This window comes from Streptomyces pactum, assembly GCF_002005225.1.
GTDB lineage: Bacteria > Actinomycetota > Actinomycetes > Streptomycetales > Streptomycetaceae > Streptomyces > Streptomyces pactum_A.
Window position 1 is genome coordinate 988,385 of the sequence record NZ_CP019724.1, and the last position, 19,203, is coordinate 1,007,587.

Sequence of the window (19,203 nt, forward strand, 5' to 3'; positions counted from 1 at the left end):
GCGTGCACATCGTCACCTTCTCCTTCGAGTGCGGCGGCTTCGACAACCGGCTGATGCGCGGCGGGCTGTCCCCGCTCGTGTGGAACCTGTCCCGTGAGTACGCCGCACGCGGCCACCGCGTCTCGCTGGTCACACCCGCGCACGGTCACCTTCAGGCCCTGCGGGAGCGGTTCGACGTCCGGGAGCTCGACTACCGCGACGAGCACACGGTGCCGCTGGTGCTCGACCCCAAGGTGTGGCCCGGCCGGCCCGCCGAGACCGGTCTCGCCCTCGACACCCGCGCCCACCTGTTACGCCTGGACGGCGTGGACGTCTACCTGCTGTCCGACGCCTTCCTGGACCTGCTGCCGGACCGGCTCTACCCGCCTCCGGCCCTCGAGGGCCGGGACCTGGCGTACCTCAAGCCGCTGGTCTTCCAGGTCGGCGGCCTGCGCTTCGTCCAGCGCCACCTGGCGGACGGCCCGGCGGTCGTGCACGGCTTCGAGCCCTATTACCACTACCTGCTGCCCGCGGTCCTCGCCGACGACGACCGGTATCGGACGGTGACCACGGTCGCCGCGAACGCCCCCGTCACGCAGAAGGTGTACCGGCCGCAGGTGGAACGGCTGCTGGAGCTCTTCGGGGTCCGCGGACCGGACCTCGACGCCCTGGACGGGCCACCGCCCGCCGAGGACTCCCCCCTGGCCACCATGGCCCGGGCGCTGGCCGGCACCCGTATGCACGTCGAGTACGGGCCGGACCACGTGGGTGTGTTCCCGCTGATCGCCGACCGCGCGGATCTGATCGACTTCGTGTCCCCCGGTCAGCGCGACCACTACGTCACCTGGCAGGACACGCCGTTCGAAGCCCTGTTCCGGTCGCTGCCCGTGGCGCGGCGGCTGCGGGAACGGCCGGACCGGCTGCTGGCCGGCGGCTGCGGCATCGCGGACAGCTGGCTGGCGCGCGACCCGGAGGCCGTGGACCGGGCCGCGGTGCGCCGGTCGCTCGGTCTGACGGGCACCGGTCCGGTCTTCTACCACGCCGCCCGCTACGCGGTGCACCACAAGGGCCAGCTGGAGCTGATGCGGGCCGTGGAGGAGGTGCTGGCCGCAGATCCGGAGGTGGGTTTCGTGATCCGCTGCTCGACCGGGGGCGGCGGTGACGCGCCGACGGCGGTCGCGAACGCCGCGTTCCAGCGGCTCGCCGACCGCTTCCCGGGACAACTCCGCCTGGAATGGCGGCTCGCCGACGAGGACACGTTGTTCGAGCAGGCGGCGAGCGCCGACTTCTGCGTGTATCCGTCCAAGTTCGAACTGGACGGCTTCCTCATCGCCCAGGCCGAGGCGATGGCCTGCGGGGCGGTGCCGATCGCCACCGCCCAGCGGGTGACCTCCCACTTCGGGCACGGGCGACCCCTCGACGACCCGGACGCGACGGGCTTCTCCGTGCCCGGTTCCTTCCGCGACGACGACCCGGGGCTGGCCCGGGCCCTCGCCGGGCGAATACGCGAGGCAGTGACGGTCTTCCGCACGGCACCCGGCACCTACGCCCGGCTCTCGGGCAACGCCCGGCGCCTGGGCCGCTCGTTCACCTGGGCCCGCAGCGCGGACCTGCGTCTGGCCGCCTACGAACGTCTGCTGCGCGGCGAGCGCGCGCAGCCGCCGACCGGAGAACTGGTCGAGCGGGGCTGGCTGGAGGCGCTGCCGCCCGCCGCCCGCACCGAGCATCGTGAGCTGATCGCGCGGGCGGCGACGGAACGCGGTGACGCCACCGCCCTCGCCCGCGTTCTCGGGTGCGGCGTCGACGAACTCGGAGCGGACGACTGGGAGCGGTTGTTCACCTCGGCCCACCGCCGGGGGGACTTCACCCGCTGTGCCGAACTGGCCCGGCGGGCGGGCCGGCCGGACCTGTGGGCCCGGCAGGCCAACCGCTTCCGGCTCACCGCCGCTCCGGACGGCACGTGGCGCGTGCGGTACGCGCACGCCGAGGCGGAACGGGTCGAGCTGGTGGTCGAGGCATCCGCGACGACGGGCACGGCCCCCGGCCGGGCCCCGACGGCCACCACCCTCGTCGCACCCGCTGCCCAGGCCCCGAGCACGGCCACCGTGTCCGCGGCACCCGTGGTCACGGCTGTCGCGGGCACGACTGCCGCCGGCACGGCCCGCTCGGACGTGGCTGCCCTGGACACGGACTCCACGGACGTCCCCTCCACAGACGCAGCTGCCGCGGACGGTGAAGCGCGGGAAGCCGGCGCTCCGCGCCCCCCGCTGGAGTCGGTCACCGAGGCCCTCGCCTCCGACGAGCCGGCTCCCGCCTCCGGCGGTGCCGTGCTGCGGCCGCTCGCCGCCGGCGGCGCCGGAGTGTTCACGGGGACACTGGACGGACCGCCCGTCGGAAGTCACGCCGTCGCCATGGTGACCCTGCGCTCCGGCCGGGTGGTCTGGGACACCGTGCCGACCCGCGCACCCGCGTTCCGGCTGGTGGCGACCGATCTCGACGGCACGCTGCTGCGCAGCGACCTGACCGTGTCGGCGCGCACCCGCCGGGCGCTGGAACGGGTCGCCGCCTCCGGCGCCCACCACCTGGTGGTCACCGGACGCCCCGCGGTGGCCTGCAGGCAGCTTCTGAACGCCCTCGGCTACCGAGGGCTGGCCGTCTGCGGCCAGGGCGCGCAACTGTACGACGCCGGTGCGGACCGCCTGCTGTCCTCGGTGTCCCTGGACCGTGATCTCGCCCGCGGCGTCGTCGCGAAGGTCGAGGCCGAACTGGGCCGGGTCGAGCTCGGCGTCGTCACCTCGCCGCCGGAGAGCCGGTTCCAGGTGACCCCCGGCTTCGGGGAACGGGTCCGCCATGGCTGGGACGTGACCACCGACCCGGGCCGGCTGTGGGCGGCGCCCATCGACAAGCTGATCCTGCACCACCCGCACGTCGACGAGGACCGGCTGGCCGCCGTCGCACAACGGCTGACGGACGGTGAGGTGACCGTCGTGCACTCGGTCAAGGGCATGGTGGAGGTCCTGCCCGCGGGCACCGACAAGGGCGCCGGTGTGGCCCGGGCCGCCGAACTGCTGGGCTTCACCGGCGCCGACACCGTCGCCTTCGGCGACATGCCCAACGACATCCCGCTGCTGGCCTGGGCCGCTCACGGCGTGGCGGTCGCCAATGCCCACCACGATCTGCGGGCCATGGCCGACGAGGTCGCCCCGGGCAACGACGAGGACGGGGTCGCCGCCGTCCTCGAACGCCTCTTCGCGCCGGAAGGGGGCCGTCCGTGACCCGCCCCACCGCGCCCGGCTCGTCCCTGCGGGACCTGGCCCGCGCGCACGGCGTGAGCACCGAGTACGTCACCGACCGCGGTGACCGCGTCATCGTCGCCGCGGACACCCTGGTCGCGGTCCTGGCCGCGTGCGGCGTGGACGCGAGCACCCCGGACGCCGCCCGACGGGCCCTGGCCGCCCGGCGCGCGGCGGACGCGGACAGGCTGCTTCCGCCCTGCGTGGTCGTCCGTGCCGGATCGGCCGCGGGACTGCGGCTGCCGTCCGGCGCCGAGGCCCGCGTCGCCCTGGAGGACGGTGGCGAGAAAGCTCCCGAGGACCCGCTGCCGCCGGGCGCCCACGTCCTGCACGCCGTGGCGGGCCGGCGGCGGGCGTCCGCTCCGCTGCTGTCGGTGCCCGAGCGCATCCCCGTGCCCGAGCGGCGCGCATGGGGCTTCCTGGTCCAGCTGTACTCGGTGCTCTCCCGCAGGTCCTGGGGCATGGGCGACCTGGCCGACCTCGCGGAGCTGGCCTCCTGGTCCGGCCGCGCGCTGGGCGCCGGCTTCGTCCAGCTGGGGCCGCTGCACGCGGCGGAGCCGGGTCCGCTGCCCGATCCGTCGCCGTACCGGCCGAGTTCACGGCGGTTCGCGGACCCGATGCACGTCCGGGTGGAGGAGGTGCCGGAGTACCGGTACCTGGACCGGGAGGCCCGCCGCGCGGCGGACTCCTGCGCCGCCCGGGCGCGGGCCCTCAACGAGCGCGTGCTGAGCGGTGGGAACCTGATCGACCGGGAAGTGGTGCGCGCCCTCAAGTTCGAGGCGCTGCGCCATGTGTACCGGGTGCCGGCCCCGCCCGGCCGCCGTGCGGCTCTGGAGGCGTTCACCGCCCGCGAGGGCGGGGACCTGACGGACTTCGCCACCTGGTCCGCGCTGGCCGAGGTGCACGGGAGCGCCTGGCGGTCCTGGCCCGAGGGGTTGCGCGACCCGCGGTCGCCGCGGGTGGCCGAGGCGCGCGAGGAACTGGCGGAAGCCGTCGCGTTCCACCGCTGGCTGGCGTGGATCACCGACGAGCAGCTCGCCGCCGCGCAGCGCGTGGCGAAGGACGCGGGCATGGACATCGGCCTGGTGCACGACCTGGCGGTGGGCGTCGCCCCCGAGGGGGCCGACGCCTGGACGCTGCAGCACTGCCTGGCCGGCGGGATGAGCGTCGGGGCCCCACCGGACGACTTCAATCCGCTCGGTCAGGACTGGGGCCAGCCGCCCTGGCGGCCGGACGCGCTGGCCGCCGAGGGATACCGGCCGCTGGCCGGGCTGCTGCGCGCCGGCATGCGGCACGCGGGGGCCCTGCGGGTCGACCACGTCATGGGGCTGTTCCGGTTGTGGTGGGTGCCCGAGGGCCGGCCCCCATCCGAGGGGACCTACGTCCGCTACGACGCCGAGGCCATGCTCGGCGTGCTGCTCCTGGAGGCCCACCGGGTTGGGGTGGCGGTGATCGGCGAGGACCTCGGCACGGTGGAGCGCGGTGTCCGCGAGGAGCTGGCCGCGCGCGGCGTGCTCGGCACGTCGGTGCAGCGCTTCGAGTACCTGGGCGGTTCCGAGGGACGGCACGGTCCGCTGCCGCCGCGGCAGTGGCGCAGGAACTGCCTGGCCACGCTGACCACCCACGACCTTCCGACGACCACCGCATGGCTGAGCGGCGAACACGTCGACCTGCGGGCCCGGCTGGGACTGCTGACCCGCCCGGAACCGGAGGAGAAGGCGCAAGCGGCGGCCGAGCGGGACGGCTGGCTGGCCGAACTGAGCCGGCAGGGCCTGCTGCCCGACGCCGACGGCGAGCTGGTCGCCCTGCACCGTTTCCTGACCCGTACCCCGTCCACCCTGCTCGGGGTCTGGCTGCCGGACGCCACCGGCGACCGCAGGCCCCAGAACCTGCCCGGTACCGCTGACGTGCACCCCAACTGGAGGCTGCCGGTGGCGGACGGGCACGGCCGGCCGGTGCCCTTGGAGGACCTGCCCGGCCATCCCCGTGTACAGGCCGTCGCCCGCGTGTTCGCCGACGGTGAACCGCACGGAACGAAGACCGAGGAGAGAGATGTCAGGCCAGGCCCTTGATCGGCTCGAGGGGGTCCGCGAGGACTCCGGAGGCTTCGACCTGCTGGCGCCGGACGGCACACGCTACCGTGTGGACGTCACCGATGGGGTGTTCGACCCCCGCAACCCGCTCCTCGCGGGCTATGTGACGGGACGGCGTGTGGTGGCCTTCGTCGGCCCCACGGTGGACCGTCTCCACGGCGACCGGCTGCGCGCCTACCTCGACGCCCGGCTGGAACCGGGCATCTGGAGCGTCCACACCATCGACAGCGGTGAACGGAACAAGACCCTCACGTCGGTGGAGCGGGTGTGCGCCGTCGCCAAGGCGTCCGGCCTGGACCGACACGGGGTGATGCTCGCCGTGGGCGGCGGGATCGTCGCGGACGTCGTGGGCTTCGCGGCCTCGATGTACGCCCGCGGCATCCGCTACATCAAGGTCAACACCACCCTGGTGGGACAGGTGGACGTGGGTGTCGGGGTGAAGACCGGCGTCAACGCCCTGGGCTCCAAGAACATGTTCGGCGCCTACCACCCCGCGCATGCCTCGCTCAACGACCCGGCCCTGCTGGCCACGCTGCCGGCCCGGGAGATCCGCTGCGGCCTCGCGGAGATCGTGAAGATGGCCGTGATCCTCGACTCCGATCTCTTCCGGGCGCTGGAGGAGCACCCGGATGCCTTCCTGCGTTCCTCCGACGGCGCGCTGGAGACGTACGTGCTGCGCACCTCGATGCGGCTGATGATGGAGGAGCTCTGCCCCAACCTCCGCGAGCACGACCTCGCCCGGCTCGTCGACTTCGGGCACACCTTCAGCCCGGTGATCGAGACGGCCGGCGGCCACCGCCTGGAACACGGCGAGGCGGTCGCCGTCGACATGGCCCTGTCGGCACATGTGGCCCGGCTGCTGGGGCTCGTCGACACGGAGAGCTGCGCGCGCGTGGTGAAGCTGCTGCGCCGCATCGGCCTCCCCGTGTTCGACCCGGCCACCTGCACGCCGGAGCTGATGACGCAGGCCCTGCACGCCTCCTGGCAGCGACGGGGACGCAAGCTGCACCTCGTCGTGCCGACCGGCATCGGCAAGGCGGACTTCGTGGAGCGGCTGGAAGACCTGCCCGCCGACGTGCTGCGGGCCGCCCTGGACGCGCTGGCGCGCGACGGGGGCACGGAGTGACCGCCCGCGACGTGGTGAACCTCGACACGCTCCTGCGCGGCAAGGAGCACGACCACGGCGGGCTGGGCACGATCCTCGCGCACCGCCTGTTCGCCCGCGCCGAAGGCGGCGTGGGAGCGGAGTTCGTCGACATCGCCGTGCTGCCGCCCGGCACGTCCATAGGGCGTCATCGGCACGCCCTGGACCGTGAGACGTACGTCGTGCTCAGCGGCAGCGGGCTGATGTACCGGGACGGAGCCGAGTTCCGCGTCGGCGCCAGGGACGTCGTCGTCAACCGCCCGTACGGCGAGCACGGCCTCGTCAACGACTCGGCCGCCGATCTGTGGCTTCTGGTCTTCGAGGAGGAGCTCCGTGACCATCCCGCGGTCTGACCGTCTCTCCGCCGGTCCGGCGCACCGCGCGGACTCCTGGCGGCCCCACGACGTCTTCACCGTGCTCGACGTGGGAGGCACGACGCTGCGGACCGGGAGCTACGACCCGGTGACGGCGGCCGTCTCCCGCGTGCGCCGGGTGCCGGTCGAGGGCATGGCCCGTCATCCGGAGGACTCGGTGGCCGGTCTGCAGCGCCGCGTCGTGGACCAGATCGTCCACGAGGTCGGCCGGCACACCGCGGGGACGGCGCCGCGCGCCGTCGGCGTGGCCTTCGCCGGGCCGATCTCCGCCGGCGGTCTGGTGCTGGCCGCTCCCACGGTGTGGGGGCGGCGCGGTGACCCGCTGCCGTTGGGGCAGCTCCTGACGGAGCGGACCGGCGTACCGGTCGTGGTGGTCAACGACCTGACCGCCGCCGCCTGGCGCTACGCGGCGACCGAGACCGAGCCGTTCTGTCTGATCACCGTCAGTTCCGGCATCGGCAACAAGGTCTTCCGGGGCGGGGAGGTGCTGCTGGACGCGGACGGGCACGGGGGCGAACTCGGGCACTGGGTGTGCGATCCGTCCCCAGGGGCGCCGCTGTGCGACTGCGGTGCGCGCGGCCATCTCGGTGCCGTCGCCTCCGGGCGGGGGGTGCTCGCCGCGGTCCGCCGTGCGGCGGACGCCGACCCGGCCGGTTTCGCCCGGTCCCGGCTGGCCGCGCGCTGCGGCGGCCGCGTGCCCGGCATCGACAACCCGGCCGTCGCGGCCGCGGTGCGGGAGGGCGACGAGTTCACCACGCAGGTGCTGCGCGGCACCCTCACGCATCTCGCGCAGGCGATCGGGGCCGTCTTCACCTCCGTCGGGGTGTGCCGGTACATCGTGATGGGCGGCTTCGCACTGGCGGTCGGCGAACGCTACCGGGAGCTGCTGGTGGGCGAGTTGGTGAGACTGGGGTGTTTCGGTCTGAACGCGGACGCGGTCGACGCCATGGTGTCGCTCGGCAAACCGGACGACGACCACGGACTGATCGGTGCCGGCAGACTGCTGGCCGACCGGATGTCCCGGCCGTCCCCGGCGGGTGCCCGGTGAGCGCCGGGGGCACCCTCGTCGTCGGCAGCGGTTTCGTCGGCACGGGCATCGCGCGACGGCTGGCGGCGGCCGGTGAGCCGGTCACCGTCACCTCGCGTCACCGCCCGGAGCACCTTCCGGGCCTCCCGGGGTTCCGGTGGCACGCCCTGGACGCCACCGATTCCGCGGCGTGCGGCCGGCTCGTGGCCCGGCTGGACCCGCGGCGCATCGTCCTCGTGCACGGCCCGTCCGACGTCACGTGGTGCGAGGAGCACCCGGATCTGGCCGTCGCGGCGCACACCGCCGCGGCCGCCCACTTCGCCGCGCTGGCCGGGGACGCGAGGCTGCTGATGATCTCCACCGACAACGTCTTCGACGGATCCCGGCCCGACAACCCCGAGGACGCCCCGGTCTCCCCGGCCAACGCCTACGGCCGCGCGAAACTGCGGGCGGAACGGACCGTGCTCGACGCGGCGGCGGACGCGGTGGTGCTGCGGGTCAGCCTGGTCTACGGGCACGAGCCCGCGGACGCCGGCAAATGGCTCAACTTCTTCGCCGCGTGCGCGCACCGGCTGCGGCACGGCGAGCAGGTCAGGGTGCCGCGGGACCAGTGGACGACCCCGGTGCTGGTGGACGACGTCGCGGAGGTGACGGCGGCCCTGCTGGGCGCCGGCGCGCCCCTGCCGCCGGTCCTCCATCTGGGCGGGCCGGACCGCGTGAGCCGTGCCGCCTGGGCCTCGGTCGTCGCCGAGACGCTGGGGGCGCCCGCGCACCTGGTCGTGCCGGTGCCGCGGGCGGCCACGCGGTACGCCTCCCGGCCGGAGAACGCGTGCCTGACCGGCTCCCGTCTCGCCCGGTTGCCGGCGACCGGGGCGATCACCGTCCGGGGCGTGCGGGAGGGGGCCCGGTACCTGGCCCCGGCGTTCACGACGGCACGCTGAGCACCCCGCCCGGCGCCACCGGTGACCGAACGTCCGACAGGGTGCCGGGGCACCCGGCCCGCGCGCGGCCCCCGCACACCGTGCGGCCGCACGCGTGACCTTCGCCCGGCCGGCGGGTCACCGCCGCCCGGTTCGTACGACCGCCGCCGACCAGCGGCGAGATGGTGGAGCAGACGTATGTCACGTACAGGACCGGTGAAGAGCTACGACGTCGTCGTACTCGGCGGAGGTGTGGCCGGGTGCGTACTCGCCGCCCGGCTGAGCGAGAACCCGGACCGGTCGGTCTGTCTGGTCGAGGCCGGCCGGGACTACGGGCCGCAGGGCGACGGATGGCCGCGCACAGTGCTCGACGCGCGGGGTCTGCCGCGCGACCACGTGTGGGAGCGGCACGCGGCCGCGCACCGCATCCGGGCCCGGATCATCGGCGGCTCCTCGTGCGTCAACGGGTGCTGGAACACCTGGGGCGCCCACGCGGACCACACGGACTGGGAACGGGCGGGGGGCGAGCGGTGGTCGGCACGGGCCATGGAACCCTTCCGCCGGGCCGCGGTGGACCACATGGGGCTGCGGCCGGTTCCGGAGAGCGAGTTCTCCGTCTGGAGCAGCGCAGCACTCGACGCGGCCGACGAACTCGGCTACCCGCCGGTCGACATGGGCGCCTCGGGCGCCCCCGGTTACGGCACTCCGCTCATCAACTCCTTCGACGGACTGCGCTGGAACGCGGCGTTCGCCTACCTCGACCCGGTGCGGGAGCGCCCGAATCTGACGATCGTCGACGCGGCCCTCGTCGACCGGCTGCACGTCGTGCGCGGCCGGGTGCGGGGCGCCGACATCGTCCGCGGCGGGGAGCGGACCACCCTGGCCGCCGACGACTACGTCGTCGCGTGCGGGACGTACGGGTCTCCCGCCGTGCTCCTGCGCAGTGGCCTCGGGCCGGCGGACCACCTGCGGGAACACGGCATCCGGCCCGAGGTCGAGCTGCGCGGCGTCGGAGCCAACCTGTCGGACCAGCCGGGTGTGTTCGTACCGCTGGCACCCACCGGGGCACTCGATGCCGCGCTGGCCGGCAAGGAGGCGGCGGGCGACCTCTACGTCAGCCGCATGCTGGTCAGGGCCGCCAGCGACCGGTGCCCGCCCGGCTCCTGGGACCTGCACATCCTCCCCGTGGCGGGCCCTCCGCTCTTCGGCAGCCTGCCGCCGGGCCGGTACGAGGCGGGTATCTCCTCCTTCCTCATGAAACCGGCCTCCCGGGGCCGGGTCGCCCTGCGCTCGGCAGACCCCACCGAGGCTCTCGACATCCGACCCGGGTTCTTCTCGGACCCGGAGGGCCACGACCTGGCCGTGGTCCGGTGGGGGCTCGGCCTCGTCGCCAAGATGGCGGCGACGGCCGCGCTCGGGAAGCTGGTCCAGCCGCTCGGCAGCCGCCCCGCCGCTCTCACCGACGAGGAGATCAGGGCCCGCACAGGCACCTACTGGCACCCGGTGGGGACCTGCGCCATGGGGCCCGCGGACGATCCGTACGCCGTGGTCGACGGGACGGGCCGGGTGCACGGGTTGTCCAACCTGCGGGTCGCCGACGCCTCCGTGCTGCCGACGGTGCCGGCGGCCAACACCCAGTTGCCGGTCCTCGCCGTGGCCGAACTCCTGGCGGACGCGATACGGGCCGAGACGGGCGGGCGCTGAGACGACGCGGCACCACGACAGCAGCGGACGGCGCCCGGCCGAGGCGTCCCCGCACCGAGGTGCGCCGGCCGCGCGGATCGGGGCCGCCCGCGACGAACGACAGGCCCACGGGACCGGGGCGTCCCGGCCCGGGCCGACCCCACGAGAGGACGACTGCACATGACGACCCCGCACACGGACGTACGCGATGTCCGGCTGCTGTACGGCTGCATGGGACTGGGAGGGGGCTGGGACCGGCAGCGGTGGACGGCGGCGGATCTCGACCACGCCGAAGCGGCCGTCGAGGCCGCGCTGGAGGCGGGCATCACGGCGTTCGACCACGCCGACATCTACCGACACGGCAAGTCGGAGGAGGTCTTCGGGGAGATCCTGGCGCGGTCCTCCGGGCTGCGTGAGCGCATCCTCGTGCAGACCAAGTGCGGCATCACCCTGCCGGACGGAGACCGCGTGGGCTCCTACGACCTGAGCGGGCGCACGATCCTCCGGCGAGTCGAGGAGAGTCTCACGCGGCTGCGCACCGACGTCATCGACGTCCTGCTCCTGCACCGGCCCGACCCCCTGGCCCACCCCGAGCAGATCGCTGAGGCCTTCCGCACCCTGCACGGGCAGGGGACGGTGCGGCAGTTCGGGGTGTCCAACATGAGCGCCGCGCAGATCGCCTTCCTGCAGAAGCACCTGGACGTGCCGCTGGTGGTCGACCAGTTGGAGATGAGCCTGGCCCGGCACGAGTGGGTGGAGTCGGGCGTCCTGCTGAACATTCCGGACGGAGCGGCGGGCGGTTTCCCGCACGGGACCGTGGAGCACTGCGTGACCCACGGCATCCAGGTGCAGGCCTGGGGGGCGCTGGCGCGGGGCCGCTTCACGAGCGGGGCGGACTCCCCGGCCGCCCGGCTGGTCACGGACCTGGCGCTCCGCAAGGGGACGACCCCCGAAACCGTCCTGCTGTGGTGGCTCCAGCGCCATCCGGCCGCTGTCGTCCCGGTCGTGGGCACCACCCGGCCCGGGCGCATTCTGGCCTGCCGTGACGCTGTGCACCGGGCGCCCGACCTGTCCCGTGAGGAGTGGTACGAGCTGTGGGTCGCCGCGCGGGGCGCGCCGCTGCCCTGAGAGGCGCCCGCCGGTGGATGGTGGTGAGCGGCTCGGGCAGCGAAAGAGTGCCCGAGCTCTTTACGCGCTTGTCATGCGCGAGTAATCTCCGGATGCCTGCAAAATGTTGCTGCAAGTTTCCGACAGGCGGCGCATCGCGGGCACGGACGCAGGAGGCTTCGAGGCGCGTCAAGGTCTCCGCCGGCGTCCGCACGGCAGCTGGCCCTCCCCCACCGCATCCTGGAGACGCGCATGAGACGCCGCCGCTCCCTCACCCGCCCCTGGGCGGCCGGAGCTCTCGCCGCAGGCACCCTCGTCCTGCCCCTGACCACTCCCACCGCGCCCGAGGCCGCCGCAGCGCCGGCCTCCCCGACCGCCGCCTCGGCCACCGTCTTCTACTACACGAAGACGAAGAACTGGACGGACCACCACCTCCACTACGCCCCCGACGGCGGAAGCTGGACGACCGCCCCCGGCACGCGCATGGAAGCCGCCTGCACGGACTGGGTGAAGCTCACCATCGACCTGGGATCCGCCGCCGGGCTGAAGGCCACCTTCAACAACGGCAAGGGTGTCTGGGACAACAACGGCGGCCGGGACTACACCCTGGGCACCGGGAACATCACGGTCAAGGACGGCGTAGTGGCGCACAGCGACCCCTGCGCCGGGCCCGGAGGACCCGGCAACGAGGCGACCGTCTACTACTCGACCCAGACCCTCGGCTGGACCACCGCCAACCTGCACTACCAGCCCGCCGGCGGCTCCTGGACCGCCGTGCCCGGCGTGGGCATGGAGGCCGCCTGCGCCGGCTGGTGGAAGCGGACGGTCGGCCTGGGCTCCGCGCCCTCACTGAGAGCGGCCTTCAACAACGGCAACGGGGTCTGGGACAACAACAACGGCTCGGACTACACCCTGGCCTCAGGGACCAGCACGGTGAAGAACAACACCGTCACCGCGAACGCGAAGGACCCGTGCGCCGCCGAGGAACCCGACACCGAGGCGCCCACCGCCCCGTCCGGTGTCAGGGCGAGCGCGACCGACACCTCCGTGGTCCTGTCCTGGAACGCCGCCACCGACGACACCGGCGTGACCAGGTACCAGGTCACCCGCACCGGCGGCACCGAGGGCACCACGGTCACCGACGTGACCTCCACCGTGCTCTCCGACACCGGCCTGGAGGAGAACACCACCTACACATACACGGTCAAGGCCGTGGACGCGGCCGGCAACGCCTCGGCCGCCTCCGCCCCGGCCTCGGCCACCACCGGGAAGAAGCCGCCGGCGCCCCCCACGGGCGCACCGCTGGGGACGGACCCGCGCAAGGACCCGATCTACTTCGTCATGACCGCCCGTTTCAACGACGGCGACAGCTCCAACAACCGCGGCGGCAGTCAGCACGTGAAGTCGGGCAACGCCGCCAACGACGACCCCATGTTCCGTGGCGACTTCAAGGGCCTGGTCGAGCGGCTCGACTACATCAAGGCGCTCGGTTTCTCCGCCGTGTGGATCACCCCGGTCGTCCTCAACCGCTCGGACTACGACTTCCACGGTTACCACGGCTACGACTTCTACAAGGTCGACGCCCGGCTGGAGTCGGCCGGCGCGACCTACCAGGATCTGATCAACGCGGCCCATGCCAAGGGCATGAAGATCTACCAGGACGTCGTCTACAACCACAGCTCCCGCTGGGGCGCCAAGGGACTGTTCACGCCGACCGTGTACGGCGTGCGGGACAACCAGTGGAGCTGGCTCTACGACGAGAAGAACGCGGGCTTCGAGTACGACGGTCTGACCGTCGAGACCAAGTCCGGCAAGTCGTACTACAACGGCGACCTCTGGTCGACCGTCGAACCGACCGGCAACACCTGCCTGAACTGGGGCAGGCCCACCGGGGCCAAGAGCCCCGAGGGTTACACGATCTACAACTGCCAGTGGCCGTACCCCACTTCGGGCATGTTCCCCAAGGCGTACTACCACAACTGCTGGATCGGCAACTGGGAGGGCGAGGACTCCCGCTCCTGCTGGCTGCACGACGACCTCGCCGACTTCAACACCGAGAACGCGCAGGTGCAGAACTACCTGATCGGCGCCTACAACAAGTACATCGACATGGGTGTCGACGGCTTCCGCGTCGACACGGCCGTCCACATCCCCCGCGTCACCTGGAACCGCCACTTCCTGCCGGCCATCCAGGAGCGCGTCACCCAGAAGTTCGGGGCCGAGGCCGCGAAGAATTTCTTCGTCTTCGCCGAGGTCGCCGCCTTCGTCAACGACAAGTGGAACCGGGGCTCGGTCAACCACTCGGCGCAGTTCTACACCTGGAAGGAGCGCAAGGAGTACAGCGCCGACGACGGGAAGGCGGCGCTCGAACAGTACGATCACGAGAACGGCCAGGGCACGGGCAACCAGCCGACGTCGAACAACGCCTTCCTGAACGGCAACGCCTACCACGCGCCCGACCACAGCAAGTTCTCCGGCATGAACATCATCGACATGCGCATGCACATGAACTTCGGTGACGCGTACAACGCCTTCGGTAACGGCAAGGACTCCGACGACAGCGTCAACGACGCCACCTACAACGTCGTCTACGTCGACAGCCACGACTACGGACCCAACAAGAGCAACGAACGCTACACGGGCGGCACCGACGCCTGGGCCGAGAACATGTCCCTGATGTGGTCCTTCCGCGGCATCCCCACCCTCTACTACGGCTCGGAGATCGAGTTCCAGAGGGGCAAGAAGATCGACTGCGGTCCCACCTGCCCCCTCGCCACGACGGGACGCGCCTACTACGGCGACCACCTGGCCGGCTCCGTCACGGCCTCCGGCTTCGGCACGGTGGAGTCCGCGAGCGGCAAGGTCGCCACCACCCTGGACCAACCGCTGGTGAAGCACCTGCAGCGACTGAACCAGATCCGCCGGGCCGTCCCGGCCCTCCAAATGGGTCAGTACTCCACGGAGGGCGTCTCCGGCGGCATGGCCTTCAAGCGCCGGTACACCGACGGCGGCACCGACAGCTTCGCGCTCGTCACCGTGTCCGGCTCCGCCGTGTACACGGGGATCCCCAACGGCACCTACCGGGACGCCGTCACCGGTGACACCCGCATCGTCTCCGACGGCAGGCTCACCGTCCAAGCGCCCGGTAAGGCCAACCTCCGCGTCTACGTCCTCAACGGCACCGGGAAGATCGGGAAGAACGGCCCCTACCTGAAGTAGCGACATCCCGCTCACGCCGACGGATCACCGGGCGGAGCCGCCCCAACCACCGGGCCGGAGAAGTGAACCGTCGTTGCAGAGGTGCCCACCGCGACCCGGCGGCGGGCACCTCGCCCCCATCGTCCGTCAGCACCACGGACCCGCGCACGGTTTCGGCCGCGCGTTACGCCCGACACGGAACGCGCGGCCGGAACCGTGCTGACCGGACAGCGGGACGACCTCGAACCACCCCGCACGCCACCGGTAACGCCCTGCCCCCGCTTCCCGGACCGGACCGGACCGGACGAGATCATCGGTGGTGAGCGGCTCCGGACGGGACCGACGGCAGCCTGAACTGGGCCGGGCATGCTGCATCGATCTCCACCAGTAGACCGCCACACACACCGTCGGGCGATCCGCGTACCGGGCCGCCCGGTGTTCCACCACGACCGGCGCCAGCCCAGAGGGGCACCCATGCCACCCACCGCACCGGACTTCGGTCCCGACATCGACCCCTATGCCGCATCCGATCCGCAACGCGGCTGTGATCCCGCCGCCAAGCCGGGCGTGCTCGCCTTCCGCCGCAGACCACCACCGCGCCTAGGCCATCGGAGGGTCTTCGAGTGGAGCGCTGCGTGGTCCGGCCTACGGCCGGGCACGGCGAAACGACGCCGGGCAAGACCGTCACCGTGTCGTTCCACGCCCCGGACCGGCGGGTCCCGTCCCTGGCCGCCACATGGTCCTCACCGGGCCGACCGCGCCTTGATCGTCAGGCTTGGTCCGCTGAGATGCAGCCACGTCCTGACCAGAGGCCCTGGTGGCGCCGGGCCGGGTCACTCCCCTCGCGGCCCGGACGTCAGCAACGCCAGGACACCGCCACGCCCGATGCTGACTGTCTGCTGACCTCAGCCCGGCATTCATGCCTCTGACCTGCGGTAATGACCAAATGCTAGATCTTGGACTTGAACAGAGTACGCAGCACTTGGACTCCTGGAAGACGGCTCCCTGCTTGCTTTGTGCAGGTCAAGGGCGGTCTCGACTGTACACCGGGACACGTCGGTCGAGGAAGGTGAGGAACATCGCTCCGCTCGGGCGAGACGGCTTCACGCCTGGGCTTTCGCGCCGCACCGGCACCTGTTCAGGCAATCCCCCGGGAAAGCCCGGCGACTCATGCTGACCGGATGCTGACTTACCTGATGAGCCATCGCTCTCGGCGCTCGTCAAACCCGCCCTCGCCCCGGCCGCGCCCGACCCGTACTTCACCAACGTCCTCGCCGGCCTCGGCTGGCGATCCGACCTGTCCGAGGCGAAGGTGGCGGAGATCTGGGAACGCGAGCCGAGGACCGCCTACGCCCTCGCCCACAACGAGGCAGTACCGGCACGTCAGCAGCCCCCGACCGCCTCGGCCGGGAACGGCGCCGCCCCCACGTTGAACGAGGACCAGATCGTGGCTCGTTTCCGCGAGCATCTGAAACTCGTCGCCAACGGACGCAGCGTCATCAAGTGGAAGACGCTGCTCAGGAAGCAGGGCATGCCGCCCTCCGCACTGTCAGCGAGGGACCAGGTCAGACTCCTGGCCGCAGTGACAGACCCTACGTCCCCGGCCGCGGCCTGCTATCGGCCTTGGTAAAGGGGTGAAGGTGGGCTGACAGGCCCCGCGCCGTTTTCGGCGAGGTGCTGGCGGAACTGGGCTGGGTGCCGGATGCCACCACTCCCACCGTGGAGGCTGCCTGGTGGGCCGCGAGCGGCCGTGCGTACGCCCAGCACACCGGCACGCCCCAGAGCGTTCCCGCCGCTCGCCCCGCCGAGGAGGATCGGACACACTGGTCCAAGCTGGGGACCACCAAAGCAGCAGTGGTGGACGCCGCACGAAGGGCGTTGATCGACGCCGCCCGGCGTCAGGTCTGCGTGGGCTGGCACACGCTCGCCGCTGCCGCCGGGCTCAAGCCGACGGACCTCTCCGACAAGGCGAGGGAAGCGATCCTCGTCGCCGTGGACAGCCCCACCTCGCCCCACGGGGTTCTGCTCTCCTCCCTGGTGGTCGCCTCCGAGCACACACCAGTGCCGTACTTCGACTCGATCCTCAAGCGCCTCGGACGGCCTCACGGCTTGCGGCCCATCGAACTGGGTCAGTTCCGGAAGCGGGAACAGTCCCTAGCTTTCGCGGCCTACAGCCCCACAAGCACCGCTGCACCGAATGAAAGGACATGAGCCCGAACCGTCGTCGCCTCGCGATTGGGATAGCCGCCACTGCAGCCGTTATCACCCTGCCCGGCGCAGCGGGAGCAGAGCCGGCGCCTATTTCGTCGCGACCGGTCCAACCGGCGCGCGGGGCCCGGCGGGACCGGAACGGGCTCGGGGACCGCAGGGGCCTCAGGGACCGCAGGGGCCTCAGGGGCCTCAGGGGCCTCAGGGGCCTCAGGGCGAGCAGGGGCCACAAGGCGAACGCGGCGTCAAGGGCGGCGAGGGAGAACCCGGCAGTTCCGCCGAACCAGCCACCCTCGGCATACCGCACGCCAACACTACGAGCTCCGATCTCTCCGGTGGCGTGCTCATCAGCTCCGGCTCGTGCCCGGTCGGAACCTCGCAGTGGGACACCATCTACGTGGGCCGCAACTCCGTCCTCGGGTCACCGGGTGACGTCGACAACGCGATGACGCACTGCAAGATCTTCTGAGCGCCACGCGCACGCCGCTCCGCTCAGGCCTCCGCCGCGAACCCCACGAACCGCGACCACTCCTCACGCCCGACGGCGAAGTGCGGGCGAGTCACGTCTTTGGAGTCCCGTACGCAGATGGCCTGTTCGGTGACGGCGACCTCAACACAGCTGTCTCCCTGCGCGCTGCTGTAGCTGGACTTGAACCAGTCGAGTTCGGACGTACTCATAGCGCTCCTCGGATCCGCTCCAGCAGGCCCACGGAGTCCTTCGGGGAGAGGGCCTGCGAGCGCAGTCTTGCATAGCGCATGTGCAGTCGGCTGACCTGTTTCGGGTCAGCGATCAAGCGGCCGTTCTCCTGCCCCTCGGAGTAACCTCGCCAACTCCCCTCGGGGGTTTCCAGCAACTGGATAGGCCCTGCCATGCATGCGTGGTGCTCGGAGTTCGCCGGCATGATCTGCAGGGTGACGTTCCTTGGGGTACTCACCTCAAGGACGTGGTCGATCAGATCACGAGTTACGTTGACCCCTCCCAGGCGGCGCATGAACACGGCCTCTTCGACAATGAAGTCGAAGGTGGTGTTCGGGCGCTCCTTCAGAAGCATCTGACGCTCCATACGAGCCCGCACCGTGGCCTCAAGGGCATCGTCCGACATGGGCGGGATATCCTCTTCGCAGAGGGCGCGCATATACCCCTCCGACTGCAACAACCCCGGCACCAGCCTGCACTCGTACGTACACAGGCTCACCGCCACCTTCTCCAGCCGAGCCCACCGCCGGAACCAGGCCGCCAGCCCCGCCTCACCCCGCGTCAGATGCCCCGCCGCCTTCCGTAACGCCCCCGTGTTCCCCAGCACCTCCTCCGCCCGCCCCACGAACGACTCGTCGGGCATGCGGCGCCCCAACTCCGCCGACTCCACGGTGTGTTTGGAGAACCGTACGAGCGCCGCGAACTCGGCCCGGCTGAGCCCCTCGTGCTCGCGCAGGGCCTGGACGACCGCCCCGAAGGTCCGCAGACTGTCGGAAGGGTCGGGCTCGCGCTCCCAGTCGCACGCCGTCACGTCGCTGCTGTCCGTCATACGCGGCCACCTCCAGGTGCGTACGTCCTCTGCGGTCACTCCGCGATCGACAGCGCCCAGGGTGACGGCAAGATCCCCGTACCGTCCACAGAATGTGCCCGTACGCTGACGCAGCGTACGGGCCACGCTACTGGAACACACTCCCGCACGCCCGCCACGGTTGTCCCATGCACGCCTCCACACCCCAAATCCACGCCACCGCACGCACGTTCGCGCAGCGGCTCTCCTCCACCCGTCGCGGCGCCCGTCTCGCCCGGCTCCTGGCCGTGGAACGGCTGACCGCCTGGAACATCTCACCCCGGGTCATCGAGCGGGCGGAACACGTCGTCGCGGAGCTGGCGGCGAACGCGGCGCTGCACGGCCGCGTCCAAGGGCGCGATTTCTTGCTGGCGCTGTCCCTGGACGACGCGGCCGACACCCTGCGCGTCGCGGTGAGCGACATGCGGGGCGAGCGCCGCCCCGCGATCCCTCTGGAGCGAGGGCTGGACCACGAGTCGGGCCGCGGGCTGCTCCTGGTCGGCGCCCTGGCCGACCGCTGGGGCACGGAACCCCGCCCGCCCTCCGGCAAGACCGTCTGGGCGGAGTTGGCCTGCCCCTCAAGCGGGCAACCGTCCCCCGCCCGCCGGCCGTAAGACGTCCCTGTTCCCCCGT

General features: G+C 72.1%; 15 protein-coding genes. 13 read left to right on the forward strand and 2 right to left on the reverse strand.

The genetic code is table 11. The annotated features are described in order from the left end of the window. Positions 1-2: 2 nt before the first annotated feature. The 12 genes from B1H29_RS39990 to B1H29_RS39805 all read left to right on the forward strand — a co-directional run bounded on the left by B1H29_RS39990 (position 3) and on the right by B1H29_RS39805 (position 17,495). Positions 3-3,254, forward strand: a complete 3,252-nt coding sequence (locus B1H29_RS39990) for an HAD-IIB family hydrolase (RefSeq protein WP_159027765.1) — start codon at positions 3-5, stop codon at positions 3,252-3,254. Beyond that, entirely contained in the window at positions 3,251-5,344 is a 2,094-nt protein-coding gene (malQ, locus tag B1H29_RS04410) for a 4-alpha-glucanotransferase (RefSeq protein ID WP_055421011.1), read from the forward strand. The genes B1H29_RS39990 and malQ overlap by 4 nt, the downstream gene beginning before the upstream one ends. Beyond that, the gene (locus B1H29_RS04415) at positions 5,325-6,491 is read left to right on the forward strand and encodes a sedoheptulose 7-phosphate cyclase (protein WP_055421010.1); all 1,167 of its coding nucleotides are present in this window, start codon (positions 5,325-5,327) and stop codon (positions 6,489-6,491) included. The genes malQ and B1H29_RS04415 overlap by 20 nt, the downstream gene beginning before the upstream one ends. Continuing rightward, on the forward strand, positions 6,488-6,862 hold the full coding sequence (locus B1H29_RS04420; RefSeq protein WP_055421009.1) for a cupin domain-containing protein: 375 nt from the start codon (positions 6,488-6,490) through the stop codon (positions 6,860-6,862). The genes B1H29_RS04415 and B1H29_RS04420 overlap by 4 nt, the downstream gene beginning before the upstream one ends. Then, positions 6,843-7,931: an ROK family protein gene (locus tag B1H29_RS04425; protein ID WP_234393157.1), complete on the forward strand. Its 1,089-nt coding sequence runs from the start codon at positions 6,843-6,845 to the stop codon at positions 7,929-7,931. The genes B1H29_RS04420 and B1H29_RS04425 overlap by 20 nt, the downstream gene beginning before the upstream one ends. Then, on the forward strand, positions 7,928-8,851 hold the full coding sequence (locus B1H29_RS04430; RefSeq protein ID WP_055421008.1) for an SDR family oxidoreductase: 924 nt from the start codon (positions 7,928-7,930) through the stop codon (positions 8,849-8,851). The genes B1H29_RS04425 and B1H29_RS04430 overlap by 4 nt, the downstream gene beginning before the upstream one ends. Before the next feature lie 177 nt (positions 8,852-9,028). Beyond that, positions 9,029-10,534, forward strand: coding sequence for a GMC family oxidoreductase (locus B1H29_RS04435; protein WP_079160013.1), 1,506 nt, complete (start codon positions 9,029-9,031; stop codon positions 10,532-10,534). A 159-nt stretch (positions 10,535-10,693) separates the two neighbouring features. Then, positions 10,694-11,641 carry an aldo/keto reductase gene (locus B1H29_RS04440; protein WP_234393156.1) on the forward strand — a complete coding sequence of 316 codons (948 nt, stop codon included), beginning with the start codon at positions 10,694-10,696 and terminating at the stop codon, positions 11,639-11,641. Positions 11,642-11,872: 231 nt separating this feature from the next. Next, the gene (locus tag B1H29_RS04445; protein ID WP_055421006.1) at positions 11,873-14,839 is read left to right on the forward strand and encodes a carbohydrate binding domain-containing protein; all 2,967 of its coding nucleotides are present in this window, start codon (positions 11,873-11,875) and stop codon (positions 14,837-14,839) included. A gap of 1,291 nt (positions 14,840-16,130) precedes the next feature. Beyond that, entirely contained in the window at positions 16,131-16,448 is a 318-nt protein-coding gene (locus tag B1H29_RS04450; RefSeq protein WP_055421005.1) for a hypothetical protein, read from the forward strand. 65 nt (positions 16,449-16,513) lie between these two features. Then, entirely contained in the window at positions 16,514-17,029 is a 516-nt protein-coding gene (locus tag B1H29_RS04455; RefSeq protein ID WP_159027766.1) for a hypothetical protein, read from the forward strand. 337 nt (positions 17,030-17,366) lie between these two features. After that, positions 17,367-17,495, forward strand: coding sequence for a hypothetical protein (locus B1H29_RS39805; protein WP_267891988.1), 129 nt, complete (start codon positions 17,367-17,369; stop codon positions 17,493-17,495). Between the two features lie 23 nt (positions 17,496-17,518). On the opposite strand, the gene B1H29_RS04465 is transcribed toward B1H29_RS39805, so the two are convergent. Together B1H29_RS04465 and B1H29_RS04470 are read right to left on the reverse strand one after the other, a co-directional pair. Further along, the gene (locus tag B1H29_RS04465; protein ID WP_055421003.1) at positions 17,519-17,704 is read right to left on the reverse strand and encodes a DUF397 domain-containing protein; all 186 of its coding nucleotides are present in this window, start codon (positions 17,702-17,704) and stop codon (positions 17,519-17,521) included. Next, positions 17,701-18,552 (reverse strand): helix-turn-helix domain-containing protein, encoded by an 852-nt coding sequence (locus B1H29_RS04470; protein WP_055421002.1) that lies wholly within the window; start codon positions 18,550-18,552, stop codon positions 17,701-17,703. The genes B1H29_RS04465 and B1H29_RS04470 overlap by 4 nt, the downstream gene beginning before the upstream one ends. Before the next feature lie 167 nt (positions 18,553-18,719). Between B1H29_RS04470 and B1H29_RS04475 the strand changes: the two genes are divergently transcribed. Next, positions 18,720-19,184: an ATP-binding protein gene (locus tag B1H29_RS04475; protein ID WP_055421001.1), complete on the forward strand. Its 465-nt coding sequence runs from the start codon at positions 18,720-18,722 to the stop codon at positions 19,182-19,184. Positions 19,185-19,203: the final 19 nt, after the last annotated feature.